Below are 25,750 nucleotides of genomic sequence, written 5' to 3'. Positions count from 1 at the left end.
TTCGTCGATAGACCAGGATTGTGGCCGATGCTAGTGCCCTTGCTTGGAATTAACCCGCAGAGGGCGGGCGGATAGCCCCGATTGCCTTAGAAATCACTTCATAAATGGTCGATATCCTCAATCTGGCCCTACCTTATTTCGGCCTGATCTTCGTCGGTTTCGCCTGCGGCAAGGCCAAGTCCCTGCCGGAATCAGGCCTCGCCTGGATGAACTTCTTCCTGCTCTACGTGTCGTTGCCGGCGCTGCTCTTTGCGATCATGTCGAAGACGCCGTTCTCCGAACTCAACAACCCGCCGTTTCTGGTCGCGACCACGCTGTCGACGGTTGCGGCGTTCAGCATTGCGCTCCTGGTCGGGAAGGTCGTTGGCCGGCTGTCGCTGCGCGAAGCGACGCTTGCGGGACTCTCCGGCGGCTACGGCAATATCGGGTATATGGGCCCGGGGCTCGCGCTTGCGGTGCTCGGAGCGAAGGCGGCGGCGCCGACCGCGCTGATCTTCTGCTGCGACAGCATCTTCCTGTTCACGATCGTACCGCTCCTGATCGAACTCTCCGACCGCGATCATCCCTCGATCCTGCACGCCTTCGGCGTCGTGCTGAAGCAGATCCTGCTCAGCCCGCTGATCATGTCGGCCTGCTTTGGCGCGGCGGTCGCGGCACTCCATATCGAGTTGCCGGTCGCGCTCGATCGCACCATCACCTTCCTGCAAAATGCCGCGGCTCCCACCGCGCTGTTCGTGCTCGGCGTCACCGTGGCGCTGCGGCCGTTCGATCGCGTACCCTGGGAGGTGCCCGGCGTGATCGCGGTAAAACTCCTGATCCATCCGCTCGCATCATTCGCGCTGATGCTCGTGTTCGGCCCGTTCGCGCAGCCCTGGGCCGCAACCGCAGTGCTGATGGCCTCGCTGCCGCCGGCGCTGAACGTGTTCGTCATCGCGCGGCAGAATGACGCCTGGATCGAATCCGCATCGGTTGCGGTGCTGCTCGGGACGTTTGCCTCGGTGATCACGCTGACCAGCGTGATGTGGTTTATCCAGACCGGACGGCTGGCGTTTCCGTAAGACGCGGTTAGCGCCGCCAAATTACCGTCGCCAACGTTACCGTCGCCAAAGTTATCGTCGCCAGGTCGGCGCCAACCCTTCACGCATCGCGAGGCGCCGCAACGGGCCGATGGCGCCCAGCAGGTGCATGCCGACGGCGCGGACCGGCTGCAGCGGCAGAAAATCGTTCAGCAGTGAACGGTTCGCCATATCGATCATGAAGGTCCGGCTCAGAATGTCCGGACGGCGGGCCCAGTCGTAGCGGTCGAGCACCTCGTCCGCACCGGGATCCCGGCCTGCCGCGACCGCCTCTCCGGCGAGCCTTGCGATATCGGCGGCATCCCGTAAGCCGAGATTAAGGCCTTGCGCGCCGATCGGGGGAACCACATGGGCCGCTTCGCCCACGAGCGCAATGCGGTCGCGGGCGAAAGATTTCGGCCGCTCGATCGCCAGCGGAAACAGGTTGCGGCCGGGTTCCACGCTCATGCGGCCCAGGATGAAATGCGATTGTTTTTCGATCGCCGTCGAGAGCTCCTCGTCGCTCAGGGCTCTGAGCCGCTCGGCTTCCGCAGGCGAGGCCACCCAGACGATGCTGCAACGATCGCCCGGCAGCGGCACGAACACGCAAGGCCCGTGCGGCGTGTGGAACTCGGTCGAGACGTTGCGATGCGGACGCGAATGGTTGACGTTGAAGGTCAGCGCCGTCTGCTTCAAATCGCGCCGCGTGACGTCGATGCCGGCGGCCTCTCGGCATAGCGAGTGCCGGCCGTCGGCGCCGACCACGAGGCGCGCCGCCAAATACTGCCCCGCGGCGGTGTGGATCGCGACATCCTCGGCCTCGGTACGGACGCTGTCGGCCTCGTCATCGAAGCGAACGAGATTAGCAAGCTCGGTGGCGCGCGCCTCCAGCGCCAGCATCAGCGAGCGGTTGTCGATGTTGTAGCCGAACGCGTCAAGCCCGATTTCATCGCAGGAGAAGCGCACCTCCGGCGCGCGGATCAGGCGGCCGGTGTCGTCGACGAGCCGCATCGCCTCGAGCGGCATGGCCTTGTTGCTGCAGCGCGACCAGACCCCGAGCCGGTCCAAAAATTCAACGGACCCGCCGAGCAGCGCGGTGGTGCGGTTGTCGGAATAGGGCGTGCGCCGCGCCACCAGCGCGGTGCGTGCGCCGGTCTCCGCGAGCGCGATGGCGGCGGCGAGGCCTGCCGGCCCACCGCCGATCACGGCCACGTCAAAAGGTGCTGCTAGAAAAGGTGCTGCTAGATCTGTCATGCCCGGACATTTGACATGCCCGGCGGCAAATTCAAGCCGCTTGTTTCGCGCGAATTTGTCGCGAATTGCGCGGCCGGATGTCGCCGCGGCTTATGTGCAAATCGTTCTCATTCTGATAGCACTGCGCCAGCCATGGATACCCCGCAGGATTCTCTCAACCCCACGCCGGCGGCCCGCGCTGCGGCCTTCTCGGTGCATATCTTCACGGCGTTCGGTGGCGCGGTGGCGCTGCTGGCGATGCTGGAGGCTGTGCGCGAACATTGGGCGGCGATGTTTCAATGGCTCGGCGTCGCCCTCATCATCGACGCGATCGACGGGCCGATCGCGCGCAGGCTGAACGTCAAGAACGTGCAGCCAAACTGGTCCGGCGACGTGCTCGACCTCGTGGTCGATTTCGTCACCTATGTATTCGTGCCGGCCTATGCGATCGTGGCGAGCGGCCTGCTGCTGCCGGTCGCGGCACCGCTGCTCGGCGTCGCCATCATCGTCACCAGCGCGCTGTATTTCGCCGATCTGCGCATGAAGGCCGAGGACAATCACTTCCGCGGCTTTCCGGCGCTGTGGAACGCTGCGGCGTTCTATCTGTTCCTGCTGCACTGGCCGCCGCTGTGGTCGACGCTGCTGGTTGCGGCGCTGGTCGTCCTGACCTTCGTTCCCTTCCACGTGCTGCATCCGGTCCGCGTGGTGCGCCTGCGCTGGCTGACCATGTCGCTGATCGTGATCTGGGCCGCGCTTGGCCTCTATGCCCTGGAGATGGATTTCCAGGTCGGCACCGTCGCGAAGATCGCGCTGTGCGCGATCGCGCTCTGGATTGTCGGCAGCGACGCCGTGATCAGGATGGTTAGATCCTTCGCATGATGCATCTCATCACCAGCCCGGAAGCCTGGGCCGCGCTTCTCACCTTGACCTCGCTCGAGATCGTGCTCGGCATCGACAACGTCATCTTCCTGTCCGTGATCGTCTCGCGCATCCCCGACAAACAGGCGCACCGCGCCCGCCAGATCGGGCTCGCGTTGGCCCTGGTGTTTCGCATCATCCTGCTCAGCGTCTTGGTCTGGCTGATCGGCCTGACCCAGCCGGTGTTCTCGTTCAGGGGTTACGATTTCTCCTGGCGCGACCTCATCCTGATAGGCGGCGGCCTGTTCCTGATCGCGAAAGCGACCCACGAGATCCATGCCGAGGTTGATGCGGATGACGAGGAGGGCGGGGACAATTCCGGGCGCCGCGCCTTCTTCTGGGTAATCGCCCAGATCGTCGTCATCGACATCGTGTTCTCGCTGGATTCCATCATCACCGCGATCGGCATGGCGCAGGACCTCGAGATCATGATCGCGGCTGTCGTGATCGCCTGCCTCGTGATGTACATTTCCTCCGGACCGGTGGCGCGATTCGTCGCCGAGCATCCCACCACCAAGATGCTGGCGCTGGCATTTTTGGTGCTGATCGGCGTCGCGCTGGTGGCGGATGGATTCAAGTTTCACATTCCGCGCGGCTACATCTACTTCGCAATTGCGTTCTCGGCGGCGGTCGAGTTCTTCAATGTGCTGGCCAAGCGCAATCGGAAGAAGGTCGGCAAATAGCCGGGTTTGTGCGGTCCGCTTCTTGCGTCGAGTTGACAAGGCAGGCGTGATGGCTTTCGCTTGCCCTCAACAAGAACGAGGAGGTCAGGTGATGACCAAAGCCGTCCGCGTGCACCAGGTCGGGGGTCCCGAAGCCCTGGTCTATGAGAGCGTCGAGGTGCCGGCGCCGGGACCGGGCGAGGTGCGCATCCGCCAGCACGCGGTTGGGTTGAACTTCATCGACGTCTATTTCCGCACCGGCCTCTACAAGGCCCCCGAACTTCCGTTCATCGCCGGCAACGAGGCGGCGGGCGAGGTGGTCTCGGTCGGTCCCGGCGTGACGAATTTCCACCCCGGCGACCGAGTCGCCTACTACCACAATCTCGGTGCCTACACCGGCGAGCGCAACATCCCCTGGGAGCGGCTGGTCAAGCTGCCCGACCACATCACCTACGAGCAGGGCGCCGTGCTGATGCTCAAGGGGCTCACCGTCTGGTATCTCCTGCACAAGACCTTCAAGGTCGAGCCGCATCATCGCGTGCTGATTCATGCCGCCGCCGGCGGCATCGGCCTGCTCGCCTGCCAATGGGCGAGGGCGCTCGGCGCGCACGTGATCGGCACCGTCGGCTCGCGGCACAAGGCGGAGCTTGCCGAGGCCAATGGCTGCGACCACGTCATCCTCTACAACGAGGAGGATTTCGTCGCGCGCGTCAAACAAATCAGCCGCAACGAGGGCTGCGACGTCGTCTATGACGGCGTCGGCAAAGCGACTTTCCCCGGCTCGCTGTCCTGCCTGAAGCCGCGCGGCATGTTCGTCTCCTTCGGCAATGCCTCAGGCCCCGTGCCGCCATTTGCGATCGCCGAGCTCAACAATCACGGCTCGCTGTTTGCGACCCGGCCGAAGCTCAACGACTATATTGGCAAGCGCTCGGAGTTGCTGGAAGGCGCCGACACGCTGTTCGCCGCCGTGATCAGCGGCAAGCTGCACGTGCCGATCAACCACGCCTACGCATTGAAGGACGCGGCGAAGGCGCATATCGATCTCGAGAGCCGTGCCACCACGGGCGCTTCAATCTTGAAGCCGTAGACGCAGCGCCGCTGTTCAAGAGGGACGTCATGCCCGGGGCAAGCCCGGCCATGACGAGGCGACAAGTATGAACCTTACGCCACCCGACGTGCAGCCCCGACCTTGGTCAGGATCGCATCCAGGCAATCGATCATCTCGGCAATCTGTTCGCGCGTCACGTTTAGCGCCGGCATGAAGCGTAGCGTGTCGACCTGCGGTGCGTTGAGGAGGAGGCCCTCTGCGAACGCCTGCGCGACGATCGCAGATGCGATCGGCAGTTTCAGGTCGAGCGCCAGAAGCAGGCCGCGACCGCGCACCTCGCCAAGCCCGTGCCGCGCCGAGACCTTCTGCAACTCGCTTTCGAGCAGCAGACCCGTGTCGGCGACGGCTTTCAAAAATTCCGGTTTGCCGACCTCTTCGAGCACCGCGAGCCCGGCGGCGCACATCACGGGGTTGCCGTTGAACGTGCCGCCTTGATCGCCATGCTCGAAGCATGAGGCGTGCTCGGTCGCGAGCAGCGCGGCGAGCGGCACGCCGCCGCCGATGCCCTTGCCGAGTGTCATGATGTCCGGCGCAATCCCGGCATGCTCGTAATGGAAGAGCTTTCCGGTCCGGCCCATGCCGGTCTGGATCTCGTCAAAGATCAGCAAAAGGCCATGGGCCTTGGTGAGCGCGCGCAGCTCCTGCAGGAACTTGTCGGTCGCGGGCCACACGCCGGCTTCGCCCTGGATCGGCTCGAGCATCACGGCCACGGTATTGGTGCTGATGAGCGCTTCGACCGAGGCGATGTCGTTCAGCGTCGCCTTCTTGAAGCCTGAGACTTTCGGCTCGAACAGTGGCTCAAAAGCCTTTTTGCCCGAGGCCGACATGGTGGCCAGCGTACGGCCGTGGAAGCCGCCGCCGAAGGTGATGATCTCGAACGCACCGCCCTTGTTCACGTTGCCATATTTGCGCGCCAGCTTGATGGCGCCCTCATTGGCCTCGGCGCCGGAATTGGCGAAGAACACCTGGTCGAAACAGCTGTTCTCGACCAGCGCCTGTGCGAGCTTGAGGCTCGGCTCGTTGTAGAAGGCGGGGCTCGGCGTCAGCAGCCGCTTGGCCTGCGCCGCGAGCGCATCGGCAACCGCCGGCGGTGAATGGCCGAGGCAGTTGACCGCCCATCCCTGCACGAAATCGAGATAGCGCTTGCGGCTGTCGTCCCAGAGATAGGAGCCCGCGCCGCGGACGAACACGGCCTTCGGCCGTGCGGTGATGTCCATCAGCGCATCATACGGATGGGTAGCGTTGGTCATGTCAGACTCCTCTTGGGGGCAGGGATGGTTCAGGGAAAAGACGCGCGAAAAAGCGAGAAGGCCGCACTTTGCGGGTGCGGCCTTCTCGAAAACTCTGCTGATGTCAGTGCTTCAGCGGCGTCGTCGGACATGGCGCAACCCATCATCGTCGCGGGTGCGACGACGGAAAGCTGCGCGGCGGTGGGTCCGAGAAGAGATCATGGGGCGCGGCCATACAGCCGAAGGGCAGGGCTTGTCAAGCCGGTTCGCCGCGAGAGCCGGCTTAATGCGGCGCTAGCTTCAAGTGAAACGCGGCTGCTCGTCGGCGTCGTCATGGCCCCAATCGGCATCGGCGATCGACTTGTCGATCGGCTCACCGCGTATAGAGCGAGCGGCGATTTGTAGTAGAGCGCAATGTTGTGAAAGGGATCGAGCAGCACCTTGAACGCCCACACGAGGCCAGTCGCGACGTGCGCGTGGCGAACAGCTGGCCGCAGAAGCCCTGAGATCAGCCTAAAATTCAGGCTACATCGATCGCGTTCACGTCGAACCATTTTCACGCCCGCGTGTTTGTACTATTCAGGCGCCGTTTGGTTCGAACCAGGCCGGTGGCCTGCGCGACCAAGTAGACATCTCCATTCTGTCAGGCGCGCCACCTTGTCCGATCCTTCCTATCGCATCGACGTCGACAGCATCCGCCGAGCCTTTCCGCCCGGCACCGAGGCGCCGCCCCTGCTGCTTGATTTTGCAGTCTGGCTCAAGGGCCGACCCTGGGGCAGCGTCGGCTGCTTCGATCTGCGCGGACAGTTCGTCGATAGCGCCCCGATCGTCGACGGTAGCCCGCTGCGCGACAAATTCGGGCTATTCATCCGGCTGCCGGAAGGTTCGGAGGTCGGCACATGGTATGGTACTGATGTCGATCAGGCGAATCCGCCCGTCGTGGTGTTGGGCTCGGAAGGTGAGCACGAGATCATCGCGCCGTCTCTCGACAGCCTGCTTGCCAGGATCGCGCTACAGCAGTTCGAAGACCGATGGAGCGATTTCCTGCCAGACGAAGACGTAGACGAGACAACCGACGAGCTTGCAGATTGGTTGGCCCCGCGGCTTGGCGCGGAGGATCTGGCAACGCTGGCAGGATCCTCGCCCGACCTGCCGGACTTCCGCCGGTGGATGGAGACGTGGTGCAGAGACCGCGAGGAGTATTGGGCCAACCACACGATGATGGCCGAACTCGGTTGGCGGCTCGCTGCGCATCTGCCGAAAGGCAAGAATCTCTGGGACAAGACACGGTTCAAGGTCGCGATCGTCGGCGCGCAATATCAGGCGCGCGTCATGCGTTCCGGTCCGCAGTCCTTCAAGGAGGAGAAGGCGATCGAGCCGTTGCTGCGTGAGTTGCGCGACGACATGCGCAGGGCGCAGCCGGAGCTCGGGCTTTGGTACTCGATGGATTTTGGCCTCTACGCCGACGGCCGCGTCATGCCCCGCTTCGACTATGACGAGCGCCCGACGATCGACGACGTCCCGGCGGAACTGTCCGAGGCGAAGGCGGACCTCGCCCGTGCGCCGCGGCCGGAGCGCTGGGTGCCGACCTGGCTGGCTGCTGATTGACCTCGGCCGGAACGGCCCGCCGTCCAATAAGCGTTTGGTTAATGTTTTCTTGCTATTCACCGTCCGCTTCGAATGGGGGGAGCGGATGAGATTCTTTGGGCGGCAGACAAGCCAGGATCGTGACGGCCAGATCTGGCAAGCAATTTTCGAACGTTCGGTCGATGCGATCATGGTGCTGGCGGGACCCAAGATCATCGCCTGCAACGAGGCCGCGGTCAGATTTGGCGGCTATCGCAGCAAGGCCGACCTGTTGTCCCGCTCGCCGGCCGATATGGCTCCCGAATTCCAGGCGGATGGCCGCCGCTCGTCGGAGTGCGTCAAGGAGACGCTCGCGCGGGCGATGAAGGACGGCCACGCCCGTTTCGAATGGATCACGCGCCGAGCGGATGGGCAGATGGTACCGGTGCAGGTCACGCTCGTTCCCGCGGAGATCGATGGCCAGCCCGTCGTCATCAGCTATCGACGGGACCTATCGGAGCTGATTGCCGCGCGGGAAGAGAAGAAGCGCGCCATCGCCAAACTTGCCGGCGAATTCGAGGAGACCATCGGCTCCATTGCCAATGCCGTGTCGTCGGCTGCCAAGGACGTAGAGGTGACGGCGGGCTCGCTCAGTTCGACCGCCGAGAACGCAGCGCAACGCGTTTCGACCGTCGCAGCTGCATCATCCGAAGCATCGACGAATGTTCAGTCGGTGGCGGGCGCGACCGAGGAGCTATCGAGCTCGGTGGCCGAGATCAACCGCCAGGTCACGACCTCGTCGAGCATTGCTGCCGAAGCGGTGGAGGCGTCAGCACGCACCAATAATCTCGTGAAGAGCCTGTCGGAGGCGGCGGGCAAGATCGGAGCGGTCACCGAGATGATCAATGCGATCGCAAGCCAGACCAATCTTCTGGCCTTGAACGCCACGATCGAGGCAGCGCGAGCCGGTGATGCCGGTCGCGGTTTCGCGGTCGTTGCAGCCGAGGTCAAGAGCCTGTCCAGCCAGACCGCCAAGGCAACCGAAGAGATCAGCGCCCATATCAGCGCCATGCAACGGGCAACGGGCGATACCGTTGCAGCCATCCAGGGAATTGGCGGGACGATCGGACAGATCAGCGATATCGGCAAATCGATTGCCATCGCCGTCGAGCAACAGGGGCACGCGACGCAGGAGATCGCGCGGTCCGTGAGCCAGGCAGCGGCGGGCACCAGCGGGGTCGCTGCAAACATCAATGCCGTCACGCGCACGATCGATGCCACGGGCACTGCTGCCAATGACATGCTCGGCGCTGCCGGCGAATTGTCACGGCATGCAGTTGCGCTGCGCGACAAGGTGGCCGGTTTCCTGAAGGCCGTGCGCGCTGCGTAACGCGCGGCACTCTGGTGAAGATCAAAACCCCGCGACGCTGCCGTGCAGATCGTAGGCGTCGGCACGCTCGATCTTGGCGGTGACGATCTCACCGACGCGCAAGGGTCGGCGGCTCGACAGATAAACGGCGCCGTCGATTTCCGGCGCATCCGCCTTGGAGCGGCCTTTCGCAACGGTCGGGCCGACCTCGTCGATGATGACCTGCTGCCGGGTGCCGACCTTGCGCTTGAGCCTCCGCGCGGAAATCTTCTGCTGGCGCGCCATCAACGCGTTGTAGCGCTGCTGCTTCACCTCATCCGGCACGGCGCCGGGCAGCGCGTTGGAGGTGGCGCCCGCAACCGGTTCGTATTTGAAGCAGCCGACGCGATCGATCTCGGCTTCATCAAGCCAGTCGAGCAGATAGGCGAAGTCCGCATCGGTCTCGCCGGGGAAGCCGACGATGAAGGTCGATCGCAAGGCGAGATCAGGACATTCGTCGCGCCAGCGCTTGATCCGCGCCAGCGTCTTGTCCTCTGCCGCTGGTCGCTTCATCGCTTTGAGGACCTCGGGGCTCGCGTGCTGGAAGGGGATGTCGAGATAGGGCAGCACCTTGCCCTCCGTCATCAGCGCGATGACCTCGTCGACATGCGGGTAGGGGTAGACATATTGCAGCCTGACCCAGGCCCCGAGCTCGCCAAGCTCGCGCGCGAGATCGAGGAATCTGGCGCGGACCTGGCGGTCCTTCCACGGGCTCTCGGCATATTTCACGTCGACGCCATAGGCAGAAGTGTCCTGCGAGATGACGAGCAACTCCTTCACGCCGGCGCCGACCAACCGCTCGGCCTCGCGCAGCACATCGTTGGCGGGGCGCGACACCAGGTCGCCGCGCAGCTTCGGGATGATGCAGAAGGTGCAGCGGTTGTTGCAGCCCTCGGAGATCTTCAGATAGGCGTAGTGGCGCGGCGTGAGCTTGATGCCCTGCGGCGGCACCAGATCGAGATGCGGATTGTGTGCCGGCGGCAGCGCCTGGTGCACGGCATCGAGCACGGATTCGTATTGCTGCGGGCCCGTAATCGAAAGCACGCCGGGATAGGCCTGCTCGATCTGCTCGGGCTCGGCGCCCATGCAGCCGGTCACGATCACCTTGCCGTTCTCGGCCATGGCCTCGCCGATCGCCGAGAGCGATTCCTGCTTGGCGCTGTCGAGGAAGCCACAAGTGTTGACGATGACGATATCGGCCCCGTCATGCTTGCGGGCGAGTTCGTAGCCCTCGGCACGCAGGCGCGTGATGATGCGCTCGGAATCCACCAATGCCTTGGGGCACCCGAGCGAAACGAAGCTGACCTTGGGCGCAGCCGTCTGATCCATACCTAAATCTGCCTGATTGACCGCTTGCAGCTAGACCTAATTGTCCACAATTACAACCCTTTGCATGGGGCTCCGGCGTGCTATGGATGCCTCGCCGGGTGGTGAGTGAGCGATGAGCGCCGAACAGTCGCCTAAAATTGTGATTGTCGACGAAAGCCCGATCCGGGCCGCGATCCTCGAGGAGGGGTTGCGGGAGGCGGGCTTCACCCAGGTCTTGCATATCAGCGAGATGCAGAGCCTGCTCGCGCGCATCTATGCCGTCGACCCCGATATCATCCTGATCGATCTGGAGAACCCCAGCCGAGACGTTTTGGAACAGATGTTCCAGGTCAGCCGCGCCGTGCGCCGGCCGATCGCGATGTTTGTCGACCAGAGCGATTCGGCCTCGATCCAGGCCTCCGTGGAGGCGGGGGTATCCGCCTACATCGTCGACGGGCTGAAGAAAGAGCGCATCAAGCCGATCCTCGACCTGTGCGTGTCCCGCTTCAACGCGTTCGCGAAACTCCAGGAGGAGCTGGAGCGCACCAAATCGCAGCTCGAGGATCGCAAGATCATCGAGCGTGCCAAGGGCATTTTGATGCGGGTGAAGGGCCTGACCGAGGACGAGGCCTATGTGCTGATGCGCTCCACGGCGATGCGCGAGAAGAAGAAGATCGGCGAGATTGCCCAGTCGATCATCACCGCGTCGGAGATGCTGAAATGACCGGACCGCTCCGCATAGGGTTTATCCCGCTGGTCGATGCGGCTGCGCTGATCGTCGCGGTCGATAAGGGGTTTACCACGGCCGAAGGGCTCGAGGTCGAGCTGGTGCGCGAGGTCTCGTGGTCCAACGTCCGCGACAAGCTCAATATCGGCCTGTTCGATGCCGCGCATCTCTTGGCGCCGGTAGCGATCGCGTCCTCGCTCGGGCTCGGTCACGTCAAGGTCCCGATCGCGGCTCCCTTCAACCTCGGCATCAATGGCAACGCCATCACGATCTCGCCCGCGCTGCATGCCGCGCTGATGGAGGAGATCGAGGGCGACCGCTTCGATCCGATGGCGACCGCCAAAGCGCTTTCGCGCGTGGTAGCGAAACGGCGCAAGGCGGGGGCTGAGCCGCTGACCTTCGGCATGACCTTCCCGTTCTCGACGCACAACTACCAGCTCCGGTTCTGGATGGCGGCGGCAGGCGTCGATCCTGACGAGGACGTGCGCCTCGTGGTGCTGCCGCCACCTTACATGGTCGACAGCCTCGCCAACGGTCATGTCGATGCGTTCTGCGTCGGCGCGCCCTGGAATTCGGTCGCGGTCGATCTCGGCATCGGCCATATCCTGCATTTCTCCTCCGACATCCTGGTCCGTGCCGCGGAGAAGGTATTGGCCATGCGCCAGACCTGGGCGGAGAAGAATCCGGACGTGGTGGCCGCGCTGGTGCGCGCCGCGGAGAAGGCCGCAGCTTTCATCGAGCATCCCGACAACCGCAACGAGGCCGCGCGCATCCTCGCGCAGCCGGAGCGGATCAGCGTCGATGCCGAGGTCATCCAGCGGACCCTTGATGGCCGCCTGAAGATCGCGCCTGACGGCACCCTGCGCGAAAGCGGCCGCTATCTCCTGGTCGGTCGCGAAGGGGCAGGGCGCCCTGATCCGGTCCAGGCCGCTTGGCTCTATGCGCAGATGGTGCGCTGGGGGCAGACCGCTCTGAGCGAGGCTGCGCTCAAGAGCGCCATGGCGGTGTTCCGGCCCGACCTCTATGATGCTGCGGTGGGACCGGGGGGAAGCGGCAAGGAGGCCTCGGCCGGCTCGTTTGGAGCTTTCGCCGGAGCGGCCTTTGACCCCCAAGATCTGGCCGGTTATCTCGCCTCCTTCGAGGTCGCGCGGCGCGCCCGTTAGGCCAGCCCAAATATTGGGCATCCACATTTGAAGCTTAAACTTTGGGCTATTGCTGCCCCAAGCGGCATGAATGGTGATCCATTTCATGCGCTGCACACAGTCCTAACAAGCTGATTTTACACGCATTCCAGATTTATGCTGCGTTGGCACACTCCTTGAATAGGAGGGAACAAGCCAACCGGCGTGGAAGCCGGCGGCACCAAGTCCATGATGGATTTCCGCAGCAACGAGGCTGATCGGATCGCCCCGGGTTCCGGCCAGGCCGCGTGCGCCTGAGATCGTGCTCCGAGCGATCAACGTCGTTTCAACCCGTTGTGGCCGCAACGCGCGGCGCTGGAGCTTCGATATGGATTACGCAAAGCCCTCTGACGTTGTTGCCTCGATGATCGATGCCAGCCTGAAGAAGCTGGCGCTCGGCCCGCGCGACCTCCTGATCCGCGGTGCGATTTCCGGCGCGCTCCTGGGCGCTGCCACGACGCTCGCTTTCACCGGCGCCGCTACCACCGGCCAGCCCATCGTCGGCGCGCTCATCTTTCCAGTCAGCCTGGTGATGATCGTGCTGCTTGGCCTCGAACTCGTCACGGGGAGCTTCGCCATCGTGCCGCTCGCGCGCCTCGAGGGCAAAGCCACCTGGAACGCGGTAATCGCCAACTGGTCCTGGGTCTTCGTTGCCAATCTGCTCGGCAGCCTCGCTTTCGTCTTGATCGCGATCTCACTCACCAACATGGGCAAGGTCGAAGTCGCCGGCGTCGCCGCGCGCATCGTTGCGGTGGCGGAAGCGAAGACGATCGGCAATGCCGCGATCGGCACCGCCGGCATGGTCTCCGTCTTCGTCAAGGCGATCCTCTGCAACTGGCTGGTCTGTCTCGGCGTCGTCATGGCGATGACCTCGACCTCGACAGTCGGCAAGATCGCTGCGACCTGGCTGCCCATCTTCCTGTTCTTCGCACTGGGTTTCGAGCACGCGGTCGTCAACATGTTCGTCATCCCGACCGGCATGCTGCTTGGCGCCAAGGTCAGCCTCTCGGACTGGTGGCTGTGGAATCAGATTCCCGTGACGCTCGGCAATCTCGTCGGCGGCTTCGTCTTCACCGGTCTTGCGCTCTACGCAACGTACAAGCCCGCAAAGCCGGCGACCGAAGTGGCGCAGGTCGCGGTCCAGGCAGCAGAGTAGGTCCATTCAGCCAATGAAACTCGACACAGCACCCACGGCCGACTTCTCCGACGAGCAGAAGCGCTATCTCGAAGGCTTCATGTCCGGCCTCCAGGTCGGACGTGTGGGCCGTGCCTTTGTCGCCGGTGGCGCTCCTGCCGCGGCGGCCAGCGCTCCGTCCGAGCCGACCGGTCCTGATGCCGCGGCGCTGAAAGCGCAGGACGCGGTCACGGCGTCTGGCAAGAAGCTCGCCGACCAGGAGAAGTTCAAGCGCGAGCTGCACCCTTTCGACGGCTACGAGCGGCTGAAGGACCAGGCGCGCAACAATGCTAACCCGACGCCGGCGGACAATTTTCGCTGGCGCTATTACGGCATCTTCTGGGTCGCGCCGGCGCAGACCTCCTACATGGCACGCCTGCGCATTCCGAACGGCATCCTGAAGCACTGGCAGATGTCCGGACTTGCCGATCTGGCCGAGGCTTATGGCGGCGGCTACACCCATGTGACCACGCGTGCGAACTTCCAGATACGCGAGATCGAGCCGAAGAACGCGGTCGCGCTCATCGAAGGCATCCAAGACATCGGCCTGTGCTCGCGCGGCTCCGGCGCGGACAACATCCGCAACGTCACGGGCACGCCGACCGCCGGCATCGATCCGCAGGAACTCCTCGATACGCGTCCTTTCGCGCGCGAATGGCACTACCACATTCTTAACGACCGCTCGCTCTACGGCCTGCCGCGCAAGTTCAACGTCGCTTTCGACGGCGCGGGGCGCGTCGCGGTGCTGGAGGAGACCAACGACATCGCGTTTTCCGCGGTCGAGGTGAAGGGCGGCTTTGGCGTCGACGCGGGCGTCTGGTTCCGGCTCGGCATCGGCGGCATCACTGGCCACAGGGATTTTGCAAAATATTCCGACATCGTCGTTCGTCCCGAGGACGCCACCACGGTTGCCGACGCCATCGTGCGCGTCTTCATCGAGCATGGCGACCGTACCAACCGCACCAAGGCGCGGCTGAAATATGTGCTCGACAACATGGGCCACGATAAGTTTCTCAAGCTCGTCGAGGAACGGCTCAAGAAGCCCTTCGCGCGCGTGCCTGCGGATGCGATCGCACCGCGTCCGACATTTGACCGCATGGCCCACATCGGCGTGCACAAGCAAAAGCAGGCGGGGCTCAATTGGGTCGGTGTCGCGCTGCCGGTCGGCAAGCTCACCTGCGAGCAGATGCGCGGCATCGGCAAGATCGCGCAGGATCTCGGCGACGGCGATATCCGCCTGACCGTCTGGCAGAATTTCTTGATCTCCGGCGTGCGCGACGAAAACGTCGCGCTGGTGACCGCAGCGGTCGAGAAGCTCGGTCTCGCCACGCAAGTGTCGCAAGTCCGCGCCGGCCTGATCGCCTGCACCGGCAATGCCGGCTGCAAGTTCGCGGCCTCCGACACCAAGCGCCATGCGACCGCGATCGGCGACTGGTGCGATGAGCGCGTGACGCTGGACACCCCGCTCAACATCCACCTGACCGGCTGCCATCACTCCTGCGCGCAGCACTACATCTCCGACATCGGCCTGATCGCGGCCAAGGTGCCGGGCGCGACGGAGGAGGACACGGTCGAGGGCTATCACCTATTCACCGGTGGTGGCTTCGGTCCCGATGCCGATATCGGGCAGGAGGTCTATCACGACGTTAAGGCCGAGGACGCGCCCAGGCTCGTCGAGGGTCTCTTGAAGGCCTATCTCGCCAACCGCGCCTCGCCGGAAGAAACGTTCCTTACCTTCTCTCGTCGCCATGACGGCGAAGCCCTGCGCAAACTCGCCGGAGCGGAAGCAACAGCATGACCCAGATGCCCGTCCCACCGAAACTCGAGATCATCCCGCCGAACGCGCCCTTCAGCGAAGGGCAGCGGCTGTGGCTGAATGGATTTCTCGTGGGCATGTTCGGCCTCGACGGCTCTACGCCGCTGTCTCCGGCCGAAAACGGCGCGGTGCTCGCGCCACAGGGCGATGGCGACGATGGCGAGGCGCCCTGGCACGATCCGGCGATGCCGATCGGCGATCGCATGAAGCTTGCGGAAGGGCGTCCGCTCCGCCGTCGCATGATGGCGGCGATGGCGCAGCAGGATTGTGGCCAGTGCGGCTACAATTGCGCCGACTATTCCGATGCCATCGCCAAGAAGAGCGAAGCCCGCCTCAATCTCTGCGCCCCCGGCGGCAAGGAGACGGCGCGGATGCTGAAGCAGCTCTTTGAAGAGCTGGACAAGGCGCCCGCGCCGAAGTCCGCTGCGGGTGCTGCGGTGTCGGCGGCTACTGCATCGGCTGCGCCCGAAGTGAAGGCCGAGCTGGGTCGCGCCCGCGAAAATCCGGCTGAAGCCGTGTTCCTGTCGCGGCGCCTCCTCAACAAGCAGGGCTCCGAGAAGGAGACCTATCACATCGAGTTCGATCTCTCCGACAGCAAGCTCGACTATGTCGTCGGCGACTCCTTCGGCGTGTTTGCACGCAATGATCTCGGCCTCGTCGACCAGATCATCGCGCTGCTCGGCGCCTCCCATAACACGCAGGTCAATGGCAAGACGCTGCGCGAGGCGCTGGTCGGGGACGTCTCGCTATCGCCGGCGCCGGACAAGCTGTTCGAGCTGCTTTCCTTCATCACCGGCGGCGCGCAGCGCGAGAAGGCGCGGGCGCTGGCGCAGGGCGAGGATCCCGATGGCGATGCCGCAACGCTCGACGTCATGGCGGCGCTGCAAAAGTTCTCCGGCTGCCGTCCGCATCCTGAAGCGTTCGTCGAGGCGCTCGAGCCCCTGCAGCCGCGGCTCTATTCGATCTCGTCCTCGCACAATGCGACGCCGGGAAAGCTGTCACTGACCGTCGATTCCGTGCGCTACGTCATCGGCAAGCGCAAGCGCCTCGGCGTCGCCTCGACCTTCCTCGGCGAGCGCATCACCGAGGGCGAGAAGCTGAAGGTCTATGTGCAGAAGGCGCACGGCTTTGCGCTGCCGCAGGATCCGAAGACGCCGATCATCATGGTCGGCCCCGGCACCGGCGTTGCGCCGTTCCGCGCCTTCCTGCTCGACCGCAAGGCGACCGGCGCGTCAGGTAAGAACTGGTTGTTCTTCGGCCATCAGCGCAGCGACTGCGATTTCTTCTATCGCGATGAGCTCAACGCGCTGAAGACCTCGGGCCTGCTGACCCGCCTTTCACTCGCCTGGTCGCGCGACGGCGAGAAGAAGTTTTACGTGCAGGACCGCATGCGCGAGCTCGGCCGCGAGGTGTGGACGTGGCTGGCCGAAGGCGCGCATCTCTACATTTGTGGCGATGCCAAGCGCATGGCCAAGGACGTCGAGCGTGCGCTGGTCGACATCGTCGCCCAGTTCGGCGCCCGTTCCACGGACGAGGCCGTCAGCTTCGTGGCGGATCTCAAGAAGAAGGGTAGGTTCCAGGCGGACGTCTATTAGCGCCTGGGAACTGGTTCCATTGGCTTAAAGGTTGAGCGAATAAGATTCTCGGAACCTGCGGGTTCCGAGAATTTCCCTCTGCAACGGCGGCTCCGAAGAGAACCGCCGTCGCTATTTCCGCCACCATCTTGTCCGCCGCCGCGATTGCTCCTTCATATCCTCGCAAATGGGGCGTTGGAGATCGACCATGCGCGAACTATCGGCGGAAGCGAGGCTGCACTTCTACGCGCGCTCGCTCTCGCGGCGGACCGGGGCGAGCATGCACCATGTTGCGCTCTACAGTGCCTTTGCGGTCATCGCCGCCATCGTCTTCGGCACGCTGTCGGTGCACCCGTTCTGACAATTTGTACAGTGGGTTAGTTTCGTAGGGTGGGCAAAGGCGCGCTCTTCGCGCGCCGTGCCCACCATCTTTCCATCTATAGCAAGAAGAGGTGGGCACGCTTCGCTTTGCCCAGGCTACCGCACCGAGCAAGGCTCACGCGGCGCGCTTGAACGGCGCCACCGCAATACCGGCATCCTTCAATGCCTGACGCAGATTGCGCGCGATGTCGACGGCGCCCTGCGTGTCGCCGTGGATGCAAACCGTGTCCATCCGCATCTTGATGACCTTGCCGGTGACCGAGATCACGGCGCCGTCCTGCACCATGCGCACGACGCGATTCGCGATCGCCTTGGCATCGTGCAACACCGCGCCGGGCTTCTTGCGCGAGACCAGGTTGCCGTCGTCCTCATAGGCTCGGTCGGCGAACACCTCATGCACCATCGGCAGGTTCGCGTCCTCGCCGGCCTTCACCAGTTTTGAATTGGCGAGCACCACAAAGATCAGCGAGGGGTCGACGGCCTTGATCCCGGCCGCGATCGCCTTTGCAGTCATGTCGTCCTCGCAGGCAACGTTGGAGAGCGCGCCATGCGCCTTCACATGCGTGACCTTGTGGCCGGCCGCTGTCGCGATCGCCTGGAGCGCGCCGATCTGATAGGCGACGAGGTTTTCGATCTCGGAGGATTTCAGCCCGACGATCGGATGCCGGCCGAAGCCGTGCAGGTCGCGATAGCCGGGATGAGCGCCGATCGAGACGCCGCGCGCCTTCGCGAGCTCAACCGTCCGTCGCATGATATCGGGGTCGCCGGCATGGAAGCCGCAGGCAACGTTGACCGATGTCGCAAGCTCGAGCATCGCGGCGTCGTTGCCCATCTCCCAGGCGCCAAATCCCTCACCAAGGTCGCAGTTGAGATCGATCGTCGTCATGGTGCCCTCCGCCTCTGGTCTTCTTGTCGGTTACGGCTCCGCCGAAACCTGCCACGTCCCGGCATCGACGGCGTTCACCGCGTAGCCCGCGACATTAGCATCGTGCAGGGCCTCAATGTTGAGCCCCACGGTGTCCGCCGCGCGCAAACGGTCAGGCAGGCCGCGCAGGAGCTGTGCGAATTTCTTCGCCTCGTCCTGCGCTTCGGCCATGCTGACGGCCTTGAAGCGAAACGCCGTGCCGGCCGAGGTCTGGGCGAGGCGGCCGAGATCGGCGGAGATGACGGTTGCGATCTTCGGATAGCCGCCGCTGGTGCCGCGGTCCATCATCAGGACGATCGGCGCGCCATTGCCCGGCACCTGGATGCTGCCATTGACCGTGCCGTCGGAGACAATGTTGTGGCCGTGCAGATGTTCGATCACGGGGCCTTCGAGGCGATAGCCCATGCGGTCCGAGGTCGCGGAGATCTTCCAGTCGCTCGACAGGAACAGCGCCTTGTTGACGTCATCAAACTCGTCGTCCTGCGGGCCCAGCACGACGCGGATCGGACCATTCGGTGGCTTCGGCAATTCGATCCGCTGCTCAGGCCCACCGCTTGCGGCCGCGACGCTGAACTCGTCGCCGGCCTGGAGCGGGCGTGGGTAGGGGCTACCGAGCCCGGCACGGGCGTTCACTGCGAGGCTGCCGAACACCGGCTCGCCCCGGATAGCGCCTTCGATTGCGAGATAGCTGAACGCGCCGCCGCGGGCGAAGCCGAGCGTCAGCGTCTCGCCTTCCTTCAGCGTCACCGAGGTCTCGCCCGCCACCGGCTTGCCGGCGATATCGGCATTGCGCGGCGCGCCTGTGATCGCGACGCGCACCGCACCGTCGCGCGCAGTGAATGAGGCGCCGAACGGGCCGATCTCGACGGCGGCCGCAAACAGCTCATTGCCGACCAGGCAGTTGGCGGCCGCCAGCGCCAGCCGGTCCATCGCTCCGCTCGGCGTGAGGCCATAGCGCTGCGAGCCCGGCCGTCCACCGTCCTGGACGGAGCTGGCCGGCCCAATGCTGGCGACAATGAGCCGGCTCATGACGTCAGCTCCGCAATGATCTCGCCGGCTTCGGCAGCGCGGTCCTGCTCCGCGAAAGTCTTGTGGTCGACGGCAAAAAACGTCACGCGATCACCAGGTTCGGTGAGGAAGGTGGGATTCCGGTGGAGCTGATAGGTCCGCACTGGGGTGCGTCCCAACAGGTGCCAGCCGCTGGGACCGGCGAGGCACTGCACGCCAGTCTGCACGCCGCCGATCGCAATCGTACCGGCGGGCGTCGAGAGCCGCGGATTCTGCCGCCGCGACATGTGCAGCGATTTCTCCAGGCCGCTGAGATAGGACCAGCCCGGGGTGAAGCCGATCATGGCGACGCGGTAGTCGCCGGCGACATGGCGCGCGATGATGTCGTCTGGGGTGGTCTTCAGCGTCTTGGCGACATCTTCGAGATCGATGCCGTGCTCGCCTCCATAGGCCACGGGAATGCGCCAGCGCCGCGCTTTTGCCGTGCGCGGCTGCGGCCGGCTTGCAAGCGCGAGCAGCTTTTCGCCCAGTGCATCGAAGCCGATCCGTCCCGGATCGTAGTGCACAAGCAGCGAGCGATAGGTCGGCACCGCCTCGGTGACGCCCTCGATGCCGGCGTCGGTGAGCACCCGATCGAGCGCCAGCACGCGCTGGTTGGCGGCGTCGTCGATGGTGCGGCTAAACTCGACCGTGACGGCACTGTCGCCACTGGGCAAAAGGCGGGGCGGGGAAAGCGTCGCGGCCATGAGCTGTCGAAATCGGCCTCTTGGAAATCGCGGGAGACTCCCTTGGTTCCCGCTGCCCTTTGCTTCGCGTAATTGCGCCCGCAAGTCCAATAAATTAATCCAGCGGCAAGCGATAAAGCCTTGTTATCGCATCGCATAACAGTGCTGCGCGGCTTCGCCTTGGCCCTTGACGGCCGGCCCGCGCCTCGCAAGATGCGCACGTCGTTTTCTCGCCCATCCGGAGCTCGTTGTCGTCCATGTCGCTATCCCCTGAAGCCCGCAAGACCCTCGCCGGCATCACTACCGCCACCATCACCACGGTCCTCCTGAAGAAGGGCCTGCGCAATGTCTGGATGCGCGGTGCGCGTCCGCTGCGCCCGGGGTTGCCGCGGCTGGTCGGCCCTGCGTTCACGCTGCGCTTCGTGCCGGCGCGCGAGGACCTGGCCACACCGGAATCCTGGTCTTCGCCGATCTCGACCCGCACTGCGATCGAGGCAATGCCCGAGGGCTGCATCGCCGTGGTCGACGCCATGGGCATCACCGATGCCGGCATCTTCGGCGACATCCTCTGTGCGCGGATGGTCAAGCGCGGCGTTACCGCACTGGTCACCGACGGCGTCGTGCGTGACGTCGAGGGTGTACTCGGCACCAACCTGCCGGTCTGGTGCGACGGCTACGCGGCGCCGCCGTCGGTCGCGGGCCTGACCTTCGTCGGCTGGGGTGAGCCGATCGGCTGCGGCGGCGTTGCGGTATTTCCGAACGACATCGTCGTCGCCGACCAGGACGGCTGCGTGCTGATCCCGCAGGCGATGCTCGAGCACGTCCTCAACGAGGGCGTCGAGCAGGAACGGATGGAAGCCTGGATCGTCAACGAGGTGAACAACGGCGCCGTGCTGCCGGGCCTCTATCCCATGAACGCCGAGACCAAGGCGCGCTACGCTGCGAGCAAGAAGTAACGAGAAACCGAGCGAGGTACCCCATGGAAATCCACATCGCAGGCACGCGTCCGACCCGCCGCGCGCCCAAGGAGAACTTCACCGGCACAGTGTTGCAGGACCCCGTGATCATGGCGCCAGCGCCGGCGCGGCTGAACTGCTCGCGCGTGTCATTCGAGCCGGGCGCGCGCACCAACTGGCATCACCATCCCCTCGGGCAGACGCTCTACGTTATTTCCGGCGTCGGCCGCGTCCAGGCCAAGGGCGGTCCGATCCGCGAGATCCGTCCGGGCGACACCATCTGGATTCCGCCGGGGGAATTGCACTGGCACGGGGCTTCGCCAGCCAATGGCATGACCCACATCGCCATGCAAGAAGCGCTCGACGGCGTCTATTCGACCTGGCTGGAGCCCGTCACCGACGCGGAATATGCAGCGCCGGTCGGCTAGCAACGGGCTCGCATGCGCCGGACAGGACGCATCGCCTGATGGCGATGCGTCGCCGATCCGAGGTCCTGACCCTCGAGAGCGCGGCACTTCATGCCACACCACGAATTCACAGGGCGTCGCGGCCCGCGGCGGTGATGCGGTATTCGACCTCGCCTGAATCCAATGGTTCGGTCTCAACGAGACCGAGCTCGACAAGTCGGGCGACGATTTCATGGTCGAACAGCGTCGGGCTGATCCAGGCTTGGGAAGCCAGCCGTCTCAGGAAATCGCGTTCGGTCGCAGTAAGGTCCATCAGAAACAGTCTCGCCACCCAAAATCAAGACGGCAGGGGCGTCCTGGTTCCGGCGGGCGACCTCTAGACATGCCCGAATGCGCTCCAGAGTCCGATTGCGGTGGGCAAGAGAGCCGCGCACGACCACAATATTGGTGTGCTGGAGCTTAGGCCGGCAACAAAGATCCAGATGCCGAAGCACACGATGAAACCCGAAATCGCATGGGCGAGCACTTTTTCCATGGGCAAACGCAAGCTGCCGGGATGATGTATCGCTCTCAAGGTGACGTGCGTCATTTCGCGACGCGCGCTTCCTCCTTCTTGCTGACGTGCCAGATCACGAAGTGGTAGTGCGGCACGTCGACTCCAGGGTGACCCGGGTTGAAGTAGATGCTGACATGGTCAACTGTTCCAGCGAAGCCCTGCGCCTCTAACGACTTGTGATCGTCGATGTCCTTGGTAGGCACCATATACACGCTCGCCACCAGGCGATCCTTGCGATCAAAGCACAGGAAGGGTCCTAGCGGCAGAGTGTCCGGTTTGACAAAGAGGATGCCAAGGCCGGGAAAGAATTTCGGGAAGTTCACGAGGTCGCTGACACGCTTGTAGCCCTTCTTTTCGGCGATCCTCCGCTGATTTGGCTGCGAGGGAGCGACGTAGAGCCTTTTGTGTGGTTTACCGTCCGGGCGAGTGTGTGGTTTGGCTTCCGGGCGAGTTACCGCCTTGGCTTTCCCGGCCTTGTCGGTTGATGGCACCGCGGCTGGAGAAGGCGCTTGCGGAACCGGATTCTCGAATGGAAAGAGTTGCGCGGACGGCCGCCTCACGTCGGCAGTCAACGCGAACAACACGACCAAGGCTGCGGTTACCACTGGATTGCGCATCAAGACCTCCCACTCCTTGGGTCAACGGCCCTGCTGGCGTTCTCGCCACCGCATGAAGTCCTGGAACAATTGTTCGCGGTCCGGCGGATTGCTGATCGGCTTTTGCTCGAGGAAGTGACCGAATGCCTTGCGAAGCGCGGCCTCTCCGCCGGATTGCTGCTGGAGCCAGCGCTCCGCAGGTTGAAATCGCCTCCAACCAGGAAGCACCGCTGCCAGGTTCACCTCTCGCCACTTGGGATGATGACCGTCGCCGAGAAATTCAGGAAATCGCGAGAACAGCGTCTGCACGAACAGTTCCAGGAGCGCAAACCGCTCGCTGCGCGGCGACCAATTGTAAGCGAAAAGCGCGCATTTGACCGCGATGGTGTCGACGCTGTCAGAGGCGTCGATGATACCTGGGTAATCTTCGTGGCTGAGCGTCGATGGCAGATAATCATGCTCCAGCATGGCCTTCGAATAGGGGATGGACAGGAAGTGAAGGCCATCACCTTGGGCGTACCGCGCCAGGAAGCCGACCGGTTTGCCCGACACCAGCAACGTGGCTGAGATTTGCCCCTCGCGCATCCCGTCCATCGCTGCGTCCAGAGGCAGGTTGGATTCATTGACCTTCACCTCCAGATCGTTGAGCATTTCGCGGCCGAGGACCGCGCCGGCGCCGCCTTCTTCGCCGAGATTGACCCGCTTGCCCGCAAGATCCGCCACGCTGTTGATTTCGGACCGCGCGAGGAGGTGGAACTCTTCGACAAACAGCGGGGTGATGTAGACCAGCCTGTTGCCGATATCTCTGAGGGCGCCTCTCTCTCGGAGACGATCAGCCAGCAGAACGGGAGCGATCGCCATGTCGGCGCCGGCCAGGCTGAGTATGTCGATGATGTTGCGACTGCCGCCGTTTCCCACGATTGGCAGCACCCGCAATGCGACCTCCCCGTGAGGACCTGTTTCCTGGCCGCTGGCCAGGGTCGTCGCAATGTCCTGAGCTATGGCGAACTCGGTGCTCTGCGCCGCGCCGGTAACAAATCCTGCCGTGTGCGGGTCGGATGTCGCGGCTTCCTTCCTGGGAAGATTTTCCTTACGCGGCGACACCTTCGCCGCATCGCTCGAAGATACCGGTGGCCGCGTTTGCGCGAGGGAGGTCTGGACCTGTCCGCCGAGCCAGGCCGCGGCAATGAATGCGGTGAACAAACCGGCCCGCACAGCTCCGCAGACCCTCATTGTTCAAGCCTGTTCGGCGTCAGCGCCCGCTTTGGCGTGCTCTTGCCTGGCCGGCAAACCTCACTCGGCCCATCCGTAGCGCGACAGGCTGGAATGAGTTTGCTAGCGCTTTTCAACGCATCGATCGGATCGACGTTCCCTGAGATGTCTGCCCACCGTTGGTGAGCCGCGACTCGATGGCCGACCGTCGGGCAACCGTCGCCGTGTCTATAGTTTTTCCGCCGTCCACGTGCCCGTGCACATGGTGCCACGCCAGATGCCGGAGCCTGAGGTGCCGGCGAGGTGGCCGAAGCCTGTGGCGCGCTTGATGCCGCTGCTCAAGATGACGCTGATCTTACCAGCGTCTGCGACGCTGCCTGATGCACTCACCGCGGCACTGCTGGAAGCGACCTGACCGTTGCTGATGCCGATGGCGACCGTCGAGCCGTTGCCGCAGGCCTCGCTCGTTGAGGTGATCCGCACGTTCCAGCTGCCGTCGAAGCTACCGGTCGCAGCGTGCGCCTGCGCATACGGCAGGGCAATGATGAGGATGCTGGTCAAAAGTCCCTTGCGAAAATGTTTCATGGCTCGCCCCTATGAGGTTGGGGGAACCTGCCACGGTGTTCGGGCGCGCCGATGTGAGGGCTGTCACGCAGTTTCTGCGAGGCGTGACATTGTGCACGCTGGCTGCTGGCTGTGCAGCGCAACGTGACAAGGCGATACCTTCGTGGCCTGCTGCCTGCGACCCGAAAGGCCATTCGCGGAGACGAGGATGCCTGAATCCGACAAGCTGTTTGCGGGCTCGGTCCCGGAAAATTACGACCGCTATATGGTTCCCCTGATCTTCCAGAGCTATGCCGACGACATGGCGCGCCGCGTCGCTGCGCGGGCGCCAAAGGCCGTACTGGAAACAGCGGCGGGAAGCGGCGTGGTCACACGCGCCGTCGCAGCCGTCCTGTCGCCGGACGCGACCTATGCGGTGACCGATCTCAATCAGCCGATGCTCGATCATGCAAAGCTTCGGCATGGCGCCGATGCGCGTGTGAGCTGGCGTCAGGCCGATGCGCAGTTACTCCCGTTCCCCGACGGTTCGTTCGACGTCGTATGCTGCCAGTTCGGCGCGATGTTCTTCCCGGATCGCGTCAAAGCCTACCAGGAGGCGCGGCGTGTACTGAGGCCGCGTGGGGCTTTCATCTTCAATGTCTGGGACAGGATCGAGGACAATATCTTCGCTAAAGACGTCACCGACGCGCTGGCCGAGCTCTTCCCGGACGATCCGCCGCGCTTCCTCGCGCGCACGCCACACGGCTATCATGACACCGCGCGGATCCGGCGCGATGTGCAGGATGCAGGGTTTTCAGATGTGGCAGTTCAAACACGGTCTGAACAAAGCCGGTCCATCTCCGCGCAGCACGTTGCAATGAGCTACTGTCAGGGCACGCTACTCCGCAACGAAATCGAGGCGAGACGTCCCGACGCGCTGGAGGCTGCTACCGCTCACGCGGCAAGGAAAATTGCCGCGCGACATGGTGAGGGCGAGATCTCTGCAAAAGTCCAGGCGCATGTGATCGAGGCGAGGTCCTAGGCAAGCGTGAACTAGTTCACCCGCGTCCAGGTCTGGCCGCCGCAGAACATGCCGCCGAAGGCGCAGCCCTGTACGCGCAGGCGGTCGGTGCCGCGCATCGCAATCGTGGAGTCGTAGGTCGAGCCCGTGTTGGGATCGACGATCCGGCCGGTCCATTTCTGGCCTTGGGCCGGCTTCATGTTGATCAGGATCTGCTCGCCATTCTGGTCCGACTTGGCGTCGACCGAGTAGCCGCAGAGATTGTTGCCGCACTGTTCAATGCGGACCTTGCCTTCTTTCTCCTCGGTGAGCCAGACGCCGACCGGCGAATTGAGGTCGCGCGTGGGCGCAGGCGCTGTGGCCGGGGCCGGAGCCGTCGTCGCCTGAACGGGAGGCGGAGCGGACGCTGGCGGCGGGGCCGGGGGCGGAGCAATCGCGACGGCGGCTCCGGCCCCGGCCAC

General features: G+C 64.1%; 26 protein-coding genes and 1 pseudogene. 15 read left to right on the top strand and 12 right to left on the bottom strand.

The window, feature by feature from the left end; translation table 11 throughout:
• The first annotated feature begins 104 nt into the window (after positions 1-104).
• Entirely contained in the window at positions 105-1,058 is a 954-nt protein-coding gene (locus SO156_RS40810; protein ID WP_498538739.1) for an AEC family transporter, read from the top strand.
• 51 nt (positions 1,059-1,109) lie between these two features.
• On the opposite strand, the gene SO156_RS40805 is transcribed toward SO156_RS40810, so the two are convergent.
• Positions 1,110-2,309, bottom strand: a complete 1,200-nt coding sequence (locus tag SO156_RS40805) for a UbiH/UbiF family hydroxylase (RefSeq protein ID WP_498538738.1) — start codon at positions 2,307-2,309, stop codon at positions 1,110-1,112.
• Positions 2,310-2,441: 132 nt separating this feature from the next.
• Here SO156_RS40805 and pcsA point away from each other — a divergent pair, with 132 nt between their 5' ends.
• The 3 genes from pcsA to SO156_RS40790 all read left to right on the top strand — a co-directional run bounded on the left by pcsA (position 2,442) and on the right by SO156_RS40790 (position 4,955).
• Positions 2,442-3,167 (top strand): phosphatidylcholine synthase, encoded by a 726-nt coding sequence (pcsA, locus tag SO156_RS40800; protein ID WP_498538737.1) that lies wholly within the window; start codon positions 2,442-2,444, stop codon positions 3,165-3,167.
• On the top strand, positions 3,164-3,889 hold the full coding sequence (locus SO156_RS40795; RefSeq protein ID WP_458145313.1) for a TerC family protein: 726 nt from the start codon (positions 3,164-3,166) through the stop codon (positions 3,887-3,889). Before pcsA ends, SO156_RS40795 begins: the two co-directional genes overlap by 4 nt.
• Positions 3,890-3,980: 91 nt before the next feature.
• On the top strand, positions 3,981-4,955 hold the full coding sequence (locus SO156_RS40790) for a quinone oxidoreductase family protein (protein ID WP_458145312.1): 975 nt from the start codon (positions 3,981-3,983) through the stop codon (positions 4,953-4,955).
• 74 nt (positions 4,956-5,029) lie between these two features.
• Here SO156_RS40790 and SO156_RS40785 read toward each other — a convergent pair whose 3' ends face one another.
• Together SO156_RS40785 and SO156_RS40780 are read right to left on the bottom strand one after the other, a co-directional pair.
• Positions 5,030-6,226 carry an acetylornithine transaminase gene (locus tag SO156_RS40785; protein ID WP_498538736.1) on the bottom strand — a complete coding sequence of 399 codons (1,197 nt, stop codon included), beginning with the start codon at positions 6,224-6,226 and terminating at the stop codon, positions 5,030-5,032.
• A gap of 279 nt (positions 6,227-6,505) precedes the next feature.
• Positions 6,506-6,695, bottom strand: a pseudogene (locus SO156_RS40780) (hypothetical protein); the annotation flags it as partial.
• Positions 6,696-6,862: 167 nt separating this feature from the next.
• Here SO156_RS40780 and SO156_RS40775 point away from each other — a divergent pair.
• Both SO156_RS40775 and SO156_RS40770 read left to right on the top strand, forming a co-directional pair.
• The gene (locus SO156_RS40775) at positions 6,863-7,813 is read left to right on the top strand and encodes a hypothetical protein (protein WP_458145310.1); all 951 of its coding nucleotides are present in this window, start codon (positions 6,863-6,865) and stop codon (positions 7,811-7,813) included.
• Positions 7,814-7,898: 85 nt separating this feature from the next.
• A complete protein-coding gene (locus SO156_RS40770) occupies positions 7,899-9,161 on the top strand; it encodes a methyl-accepting chemotaxis protein (RefSeq protein WP_498538735.1) in 1,263 nt (420 codons plus the stop codon).
• Positions 9,162-9,182: 21 nt separating this feature from the next.
• Here SO156_RS40770 and rimO read toward each other — a convergent pair whose 3' ends face one another.
• The gene (rimO, locus tag SO156_RS40765; protein ID WP_498538734.1) at positions 9,183-10,508 is read right to left on the bottom strand and encodes a 30S ribosomal protein S12 methylthiotransferase RimO; all 1,326 of its coding nucleotides are present in this window, start codon (positions 10,506-10,508) and stop codon (positions 9,183-9,185) included.
• Positions 10,509-10,620: 112 nt separating this feature from the next.
• Here rimO and SO156_RS40760 point away from each other — a divergent pair, with 112 nt between their 5' ends.
• From SO156_RS40760 to SO156_RS40735, 6 genes are all read left to right on the top strand, one after another.
• Positions 10,621-11,211: an ANTAR domain-containing response regulator gene (locus tag SO156_RS40760; RefSeq protein ID WP_458145307.1), complete on the top strand. Its 591-nt coding sequence runs from the start codon at positions 10,621-10,623 to the stop codon at positions 11,209-11,211.
• Positions 11,208-12,377, top strand: coding sequence for a CmpA/NrtA family ABC transporter substrate-binding protein (locus SO156_RS40755; RefSeq protein WP_458145306.1), 1,170 nt, complete (start codon positions 11,208-11,210; stop codon positions 12,375-12,377). The genes SO156_RS40760 and SO156_RS40755 overlap by 4 nt, the downstream gene beginning before the upstream one ends.
• A 346-nt stretch (positions 12,378-12,723) precedes the next feature.
• The gene (locus SO156_RS40750) at positions 12,724-13,551 is read left to right on the top strand and encodes a formate/nitrite transporter family protein (protein ID WP_498538733.1); all 828 of its coding nucleotides are present in this window, start codon (positions 12,724-12,726) and stop codon (positions 13,549-13,551) included.
• A 13-nt stretch (positions 13,552-13,564) separates the two neighbouring features.
• A complete protein-coding gene (locus tag SO156_RS40745) occupies positions 13,565-15,367 on the top strand; it encodes a NirA family protein (RefSeq protein WP_458145304.1) in 1,803 nt (600 codons plus the stop codon).
• On the top strand, positions 15,364-16,980 hold the full coding sequence (locus SO156_RS40740) for a sulfite reductase subunit alpha (protein WP_498538732.1): 1,617 nt from the start codon (positions 15,364-15,366) through the stop codon (positions 16,978-16,980). The genes SO156_RS40745 and SO156_RS40740 overlap by 4 nt, the downstream gene beginning before the upstream one ends.
• A gap of 187 nt (positions 16,981-17,167) precedes the next feature.
• Positions 17,168-17,320, top strand: a complete 153-nt coding sequence (locus SO156_RS40735; protein WP_167561251.1) for a hypothetical protein — start codon at positions 17,168-17,170, stop codon at positions 17,318-17,320.
• Between the two features lie 135 nt (positions 17,321-17,455).
• On the opposite strand, the gene SO156_RS40730 is transcribed toward SO156_RS40735, so the two are convergent.
• Genes SO156_RS40730 through pxpB form a run of 3 tightly spaced genes read right to left on the bottom strand, consistent with a single transcriptional unit; the run spans position 17,456 to position 20,019 of the window.
• Positions 17,456-18,226 carry a LamB/YcsF family protein gene (locus SO156_RS40730; protein WP_458145302.1) on the bottom strand — a complete coding sequence of 257 codons (771 nt, stop codon included), beginning with the start codon at positions 18,224-18,226 and terminating at the stop codon, positions 17,456-17,458.
• Between the two features lie 30 nt (positions 18,227-18,256).
• Complete coding sequence (locus tag SO156_RS40725) at positions 18,257-19,294, bottom strand: 5-oxoprolinase subunit C family protein (RefSeq protein ID WP_498538731.1); 1,038 nt, start codon at positions 19,292-19,294, stop codon at positions 18,257-18,259.
• On the bottom strand, positions 19,291-20,019 hold the full coding sequence (gene pxpB / locus SO156_RS40720; RefSeq protein ID WP_498538730.1) for a 5-oxoprolinase subunit PxpB: 729 nt from the start codon (positions 20,017-20,019) through the stop codon (positions 19,291-19,293). The genes SO156_RS40725 and pxpB overlap by 4 nt, the downstream gene beginning before the upstream one ends.
• Before the next feature lie 236 nt (positions 20,020-20,255).
• On the opposite strand from pxpB, the gene SO156_RS40715 reads away from it, so the two are divergent.
• Entirely contained in the window at positions 20,256-20,954 is a 699-nt protein-coding gene (locus SO156_RS40715; RefSeq protein WP_028136365.1) for a ribonuclease activity regulator RraA, read from the top strand.
• A 23-nt stretch (positions 20,955-20,977) separates the two neighbouring features.
• Entirely contained in the window at positions 20,978-21,382 is a 405-nt protein-coding gene (locus SO156_RS40710) for a (R)-mandelonitrile lyase (protein WP_458145299.1), read from the top strand.
• 106 nt (positions 21,383-21,488) lie between these two features.
• On the opposite strand, the gene SO156_RS40705 is transcribed toward SO156_RS40710, so the two are convergent.
• The 4 genes from SO156_RS40705 to SO156_RS40690 form a co-directional block, all read right to left on the bottom strand.
• Entirely contained in the window at positions 21,489-21,674 is a 186-nt protein-coding gene (locus SO156_RS40705; protein ID WP_498538729.1) for a hypothetical protein, read from the bottom strand.
• 272 nt (positions 21,675-21,946) lie between these two features.
• Positions 21,947-22,534 carry a hypothetical protein gene (locus SO156_RS40700; RefSeq protein ID WP_498538728.1) on the bottom strand — a complete coding sequence of 196 codons (588 nt, stop codon included), beginning with the start codon at positions 22,532-22,534 and terminating at the stop codon, positions 21,947-21,949.
• 21 nt (positions 22,535-22,555) lie between these two features.
• Positions 22,556-23,716, bottom strand: a complete 1,161-nt coding sequence (locus SO156_RS40695; protein ID WP_498538727.1) for a TAXI family TRAP transporter solute-binding subunit — start codon at positions 23,714-23,716, stop codon at positions 22,556-22,558.
• Between the two features lie 237 nt (positions 23,717-23,953).
• Positions 23,954-24,310, bottom strand: a complete 357-nt coding sequence (locus SO156_RS40690) for a hypothetical protein (RefSeq protein ID WP_458145295.1) — start codon at positions 24,308-24,310, stop codon at positions 23,954-23,956.
• 187 nt (positions 24,311-24,497) lie between these two features.
• Here SO156_RS40690 and SO156_RS40685 point away from each other — a divergent pair, with 187 nt between their 5' ends.
• Entirely contained in the window at positions 24,498-25,310 is an 813-nt protein-coding gene (locus tag SO156_RS40685) for a class I SAM-dependent methyltransferase (protein WP_458145294.1), read from the top strand.
• A gap of 11 nt (positions 25,311-25,321) precedes the next feature.
• Here the strand turns inward: SO156_RS40685 and SO156_RS40680 are convergent.
• On the bottom strand, positions 25,322-25,750 hold a 429-nt coding region (locus SO156_RS40680; RefSeq protein ID WP_498538726.1), incomplete at its 5' end, for a DUF2147 domain-containing protein.

Source organism: Bradyrhizobium sp. UFLA05-125 (genome assembly GCF_059803515.1).
Note: the sequence above shows the minus strand (reverse complement) of the source record. Positions and strands in the feature narration are given on the sequence as shown.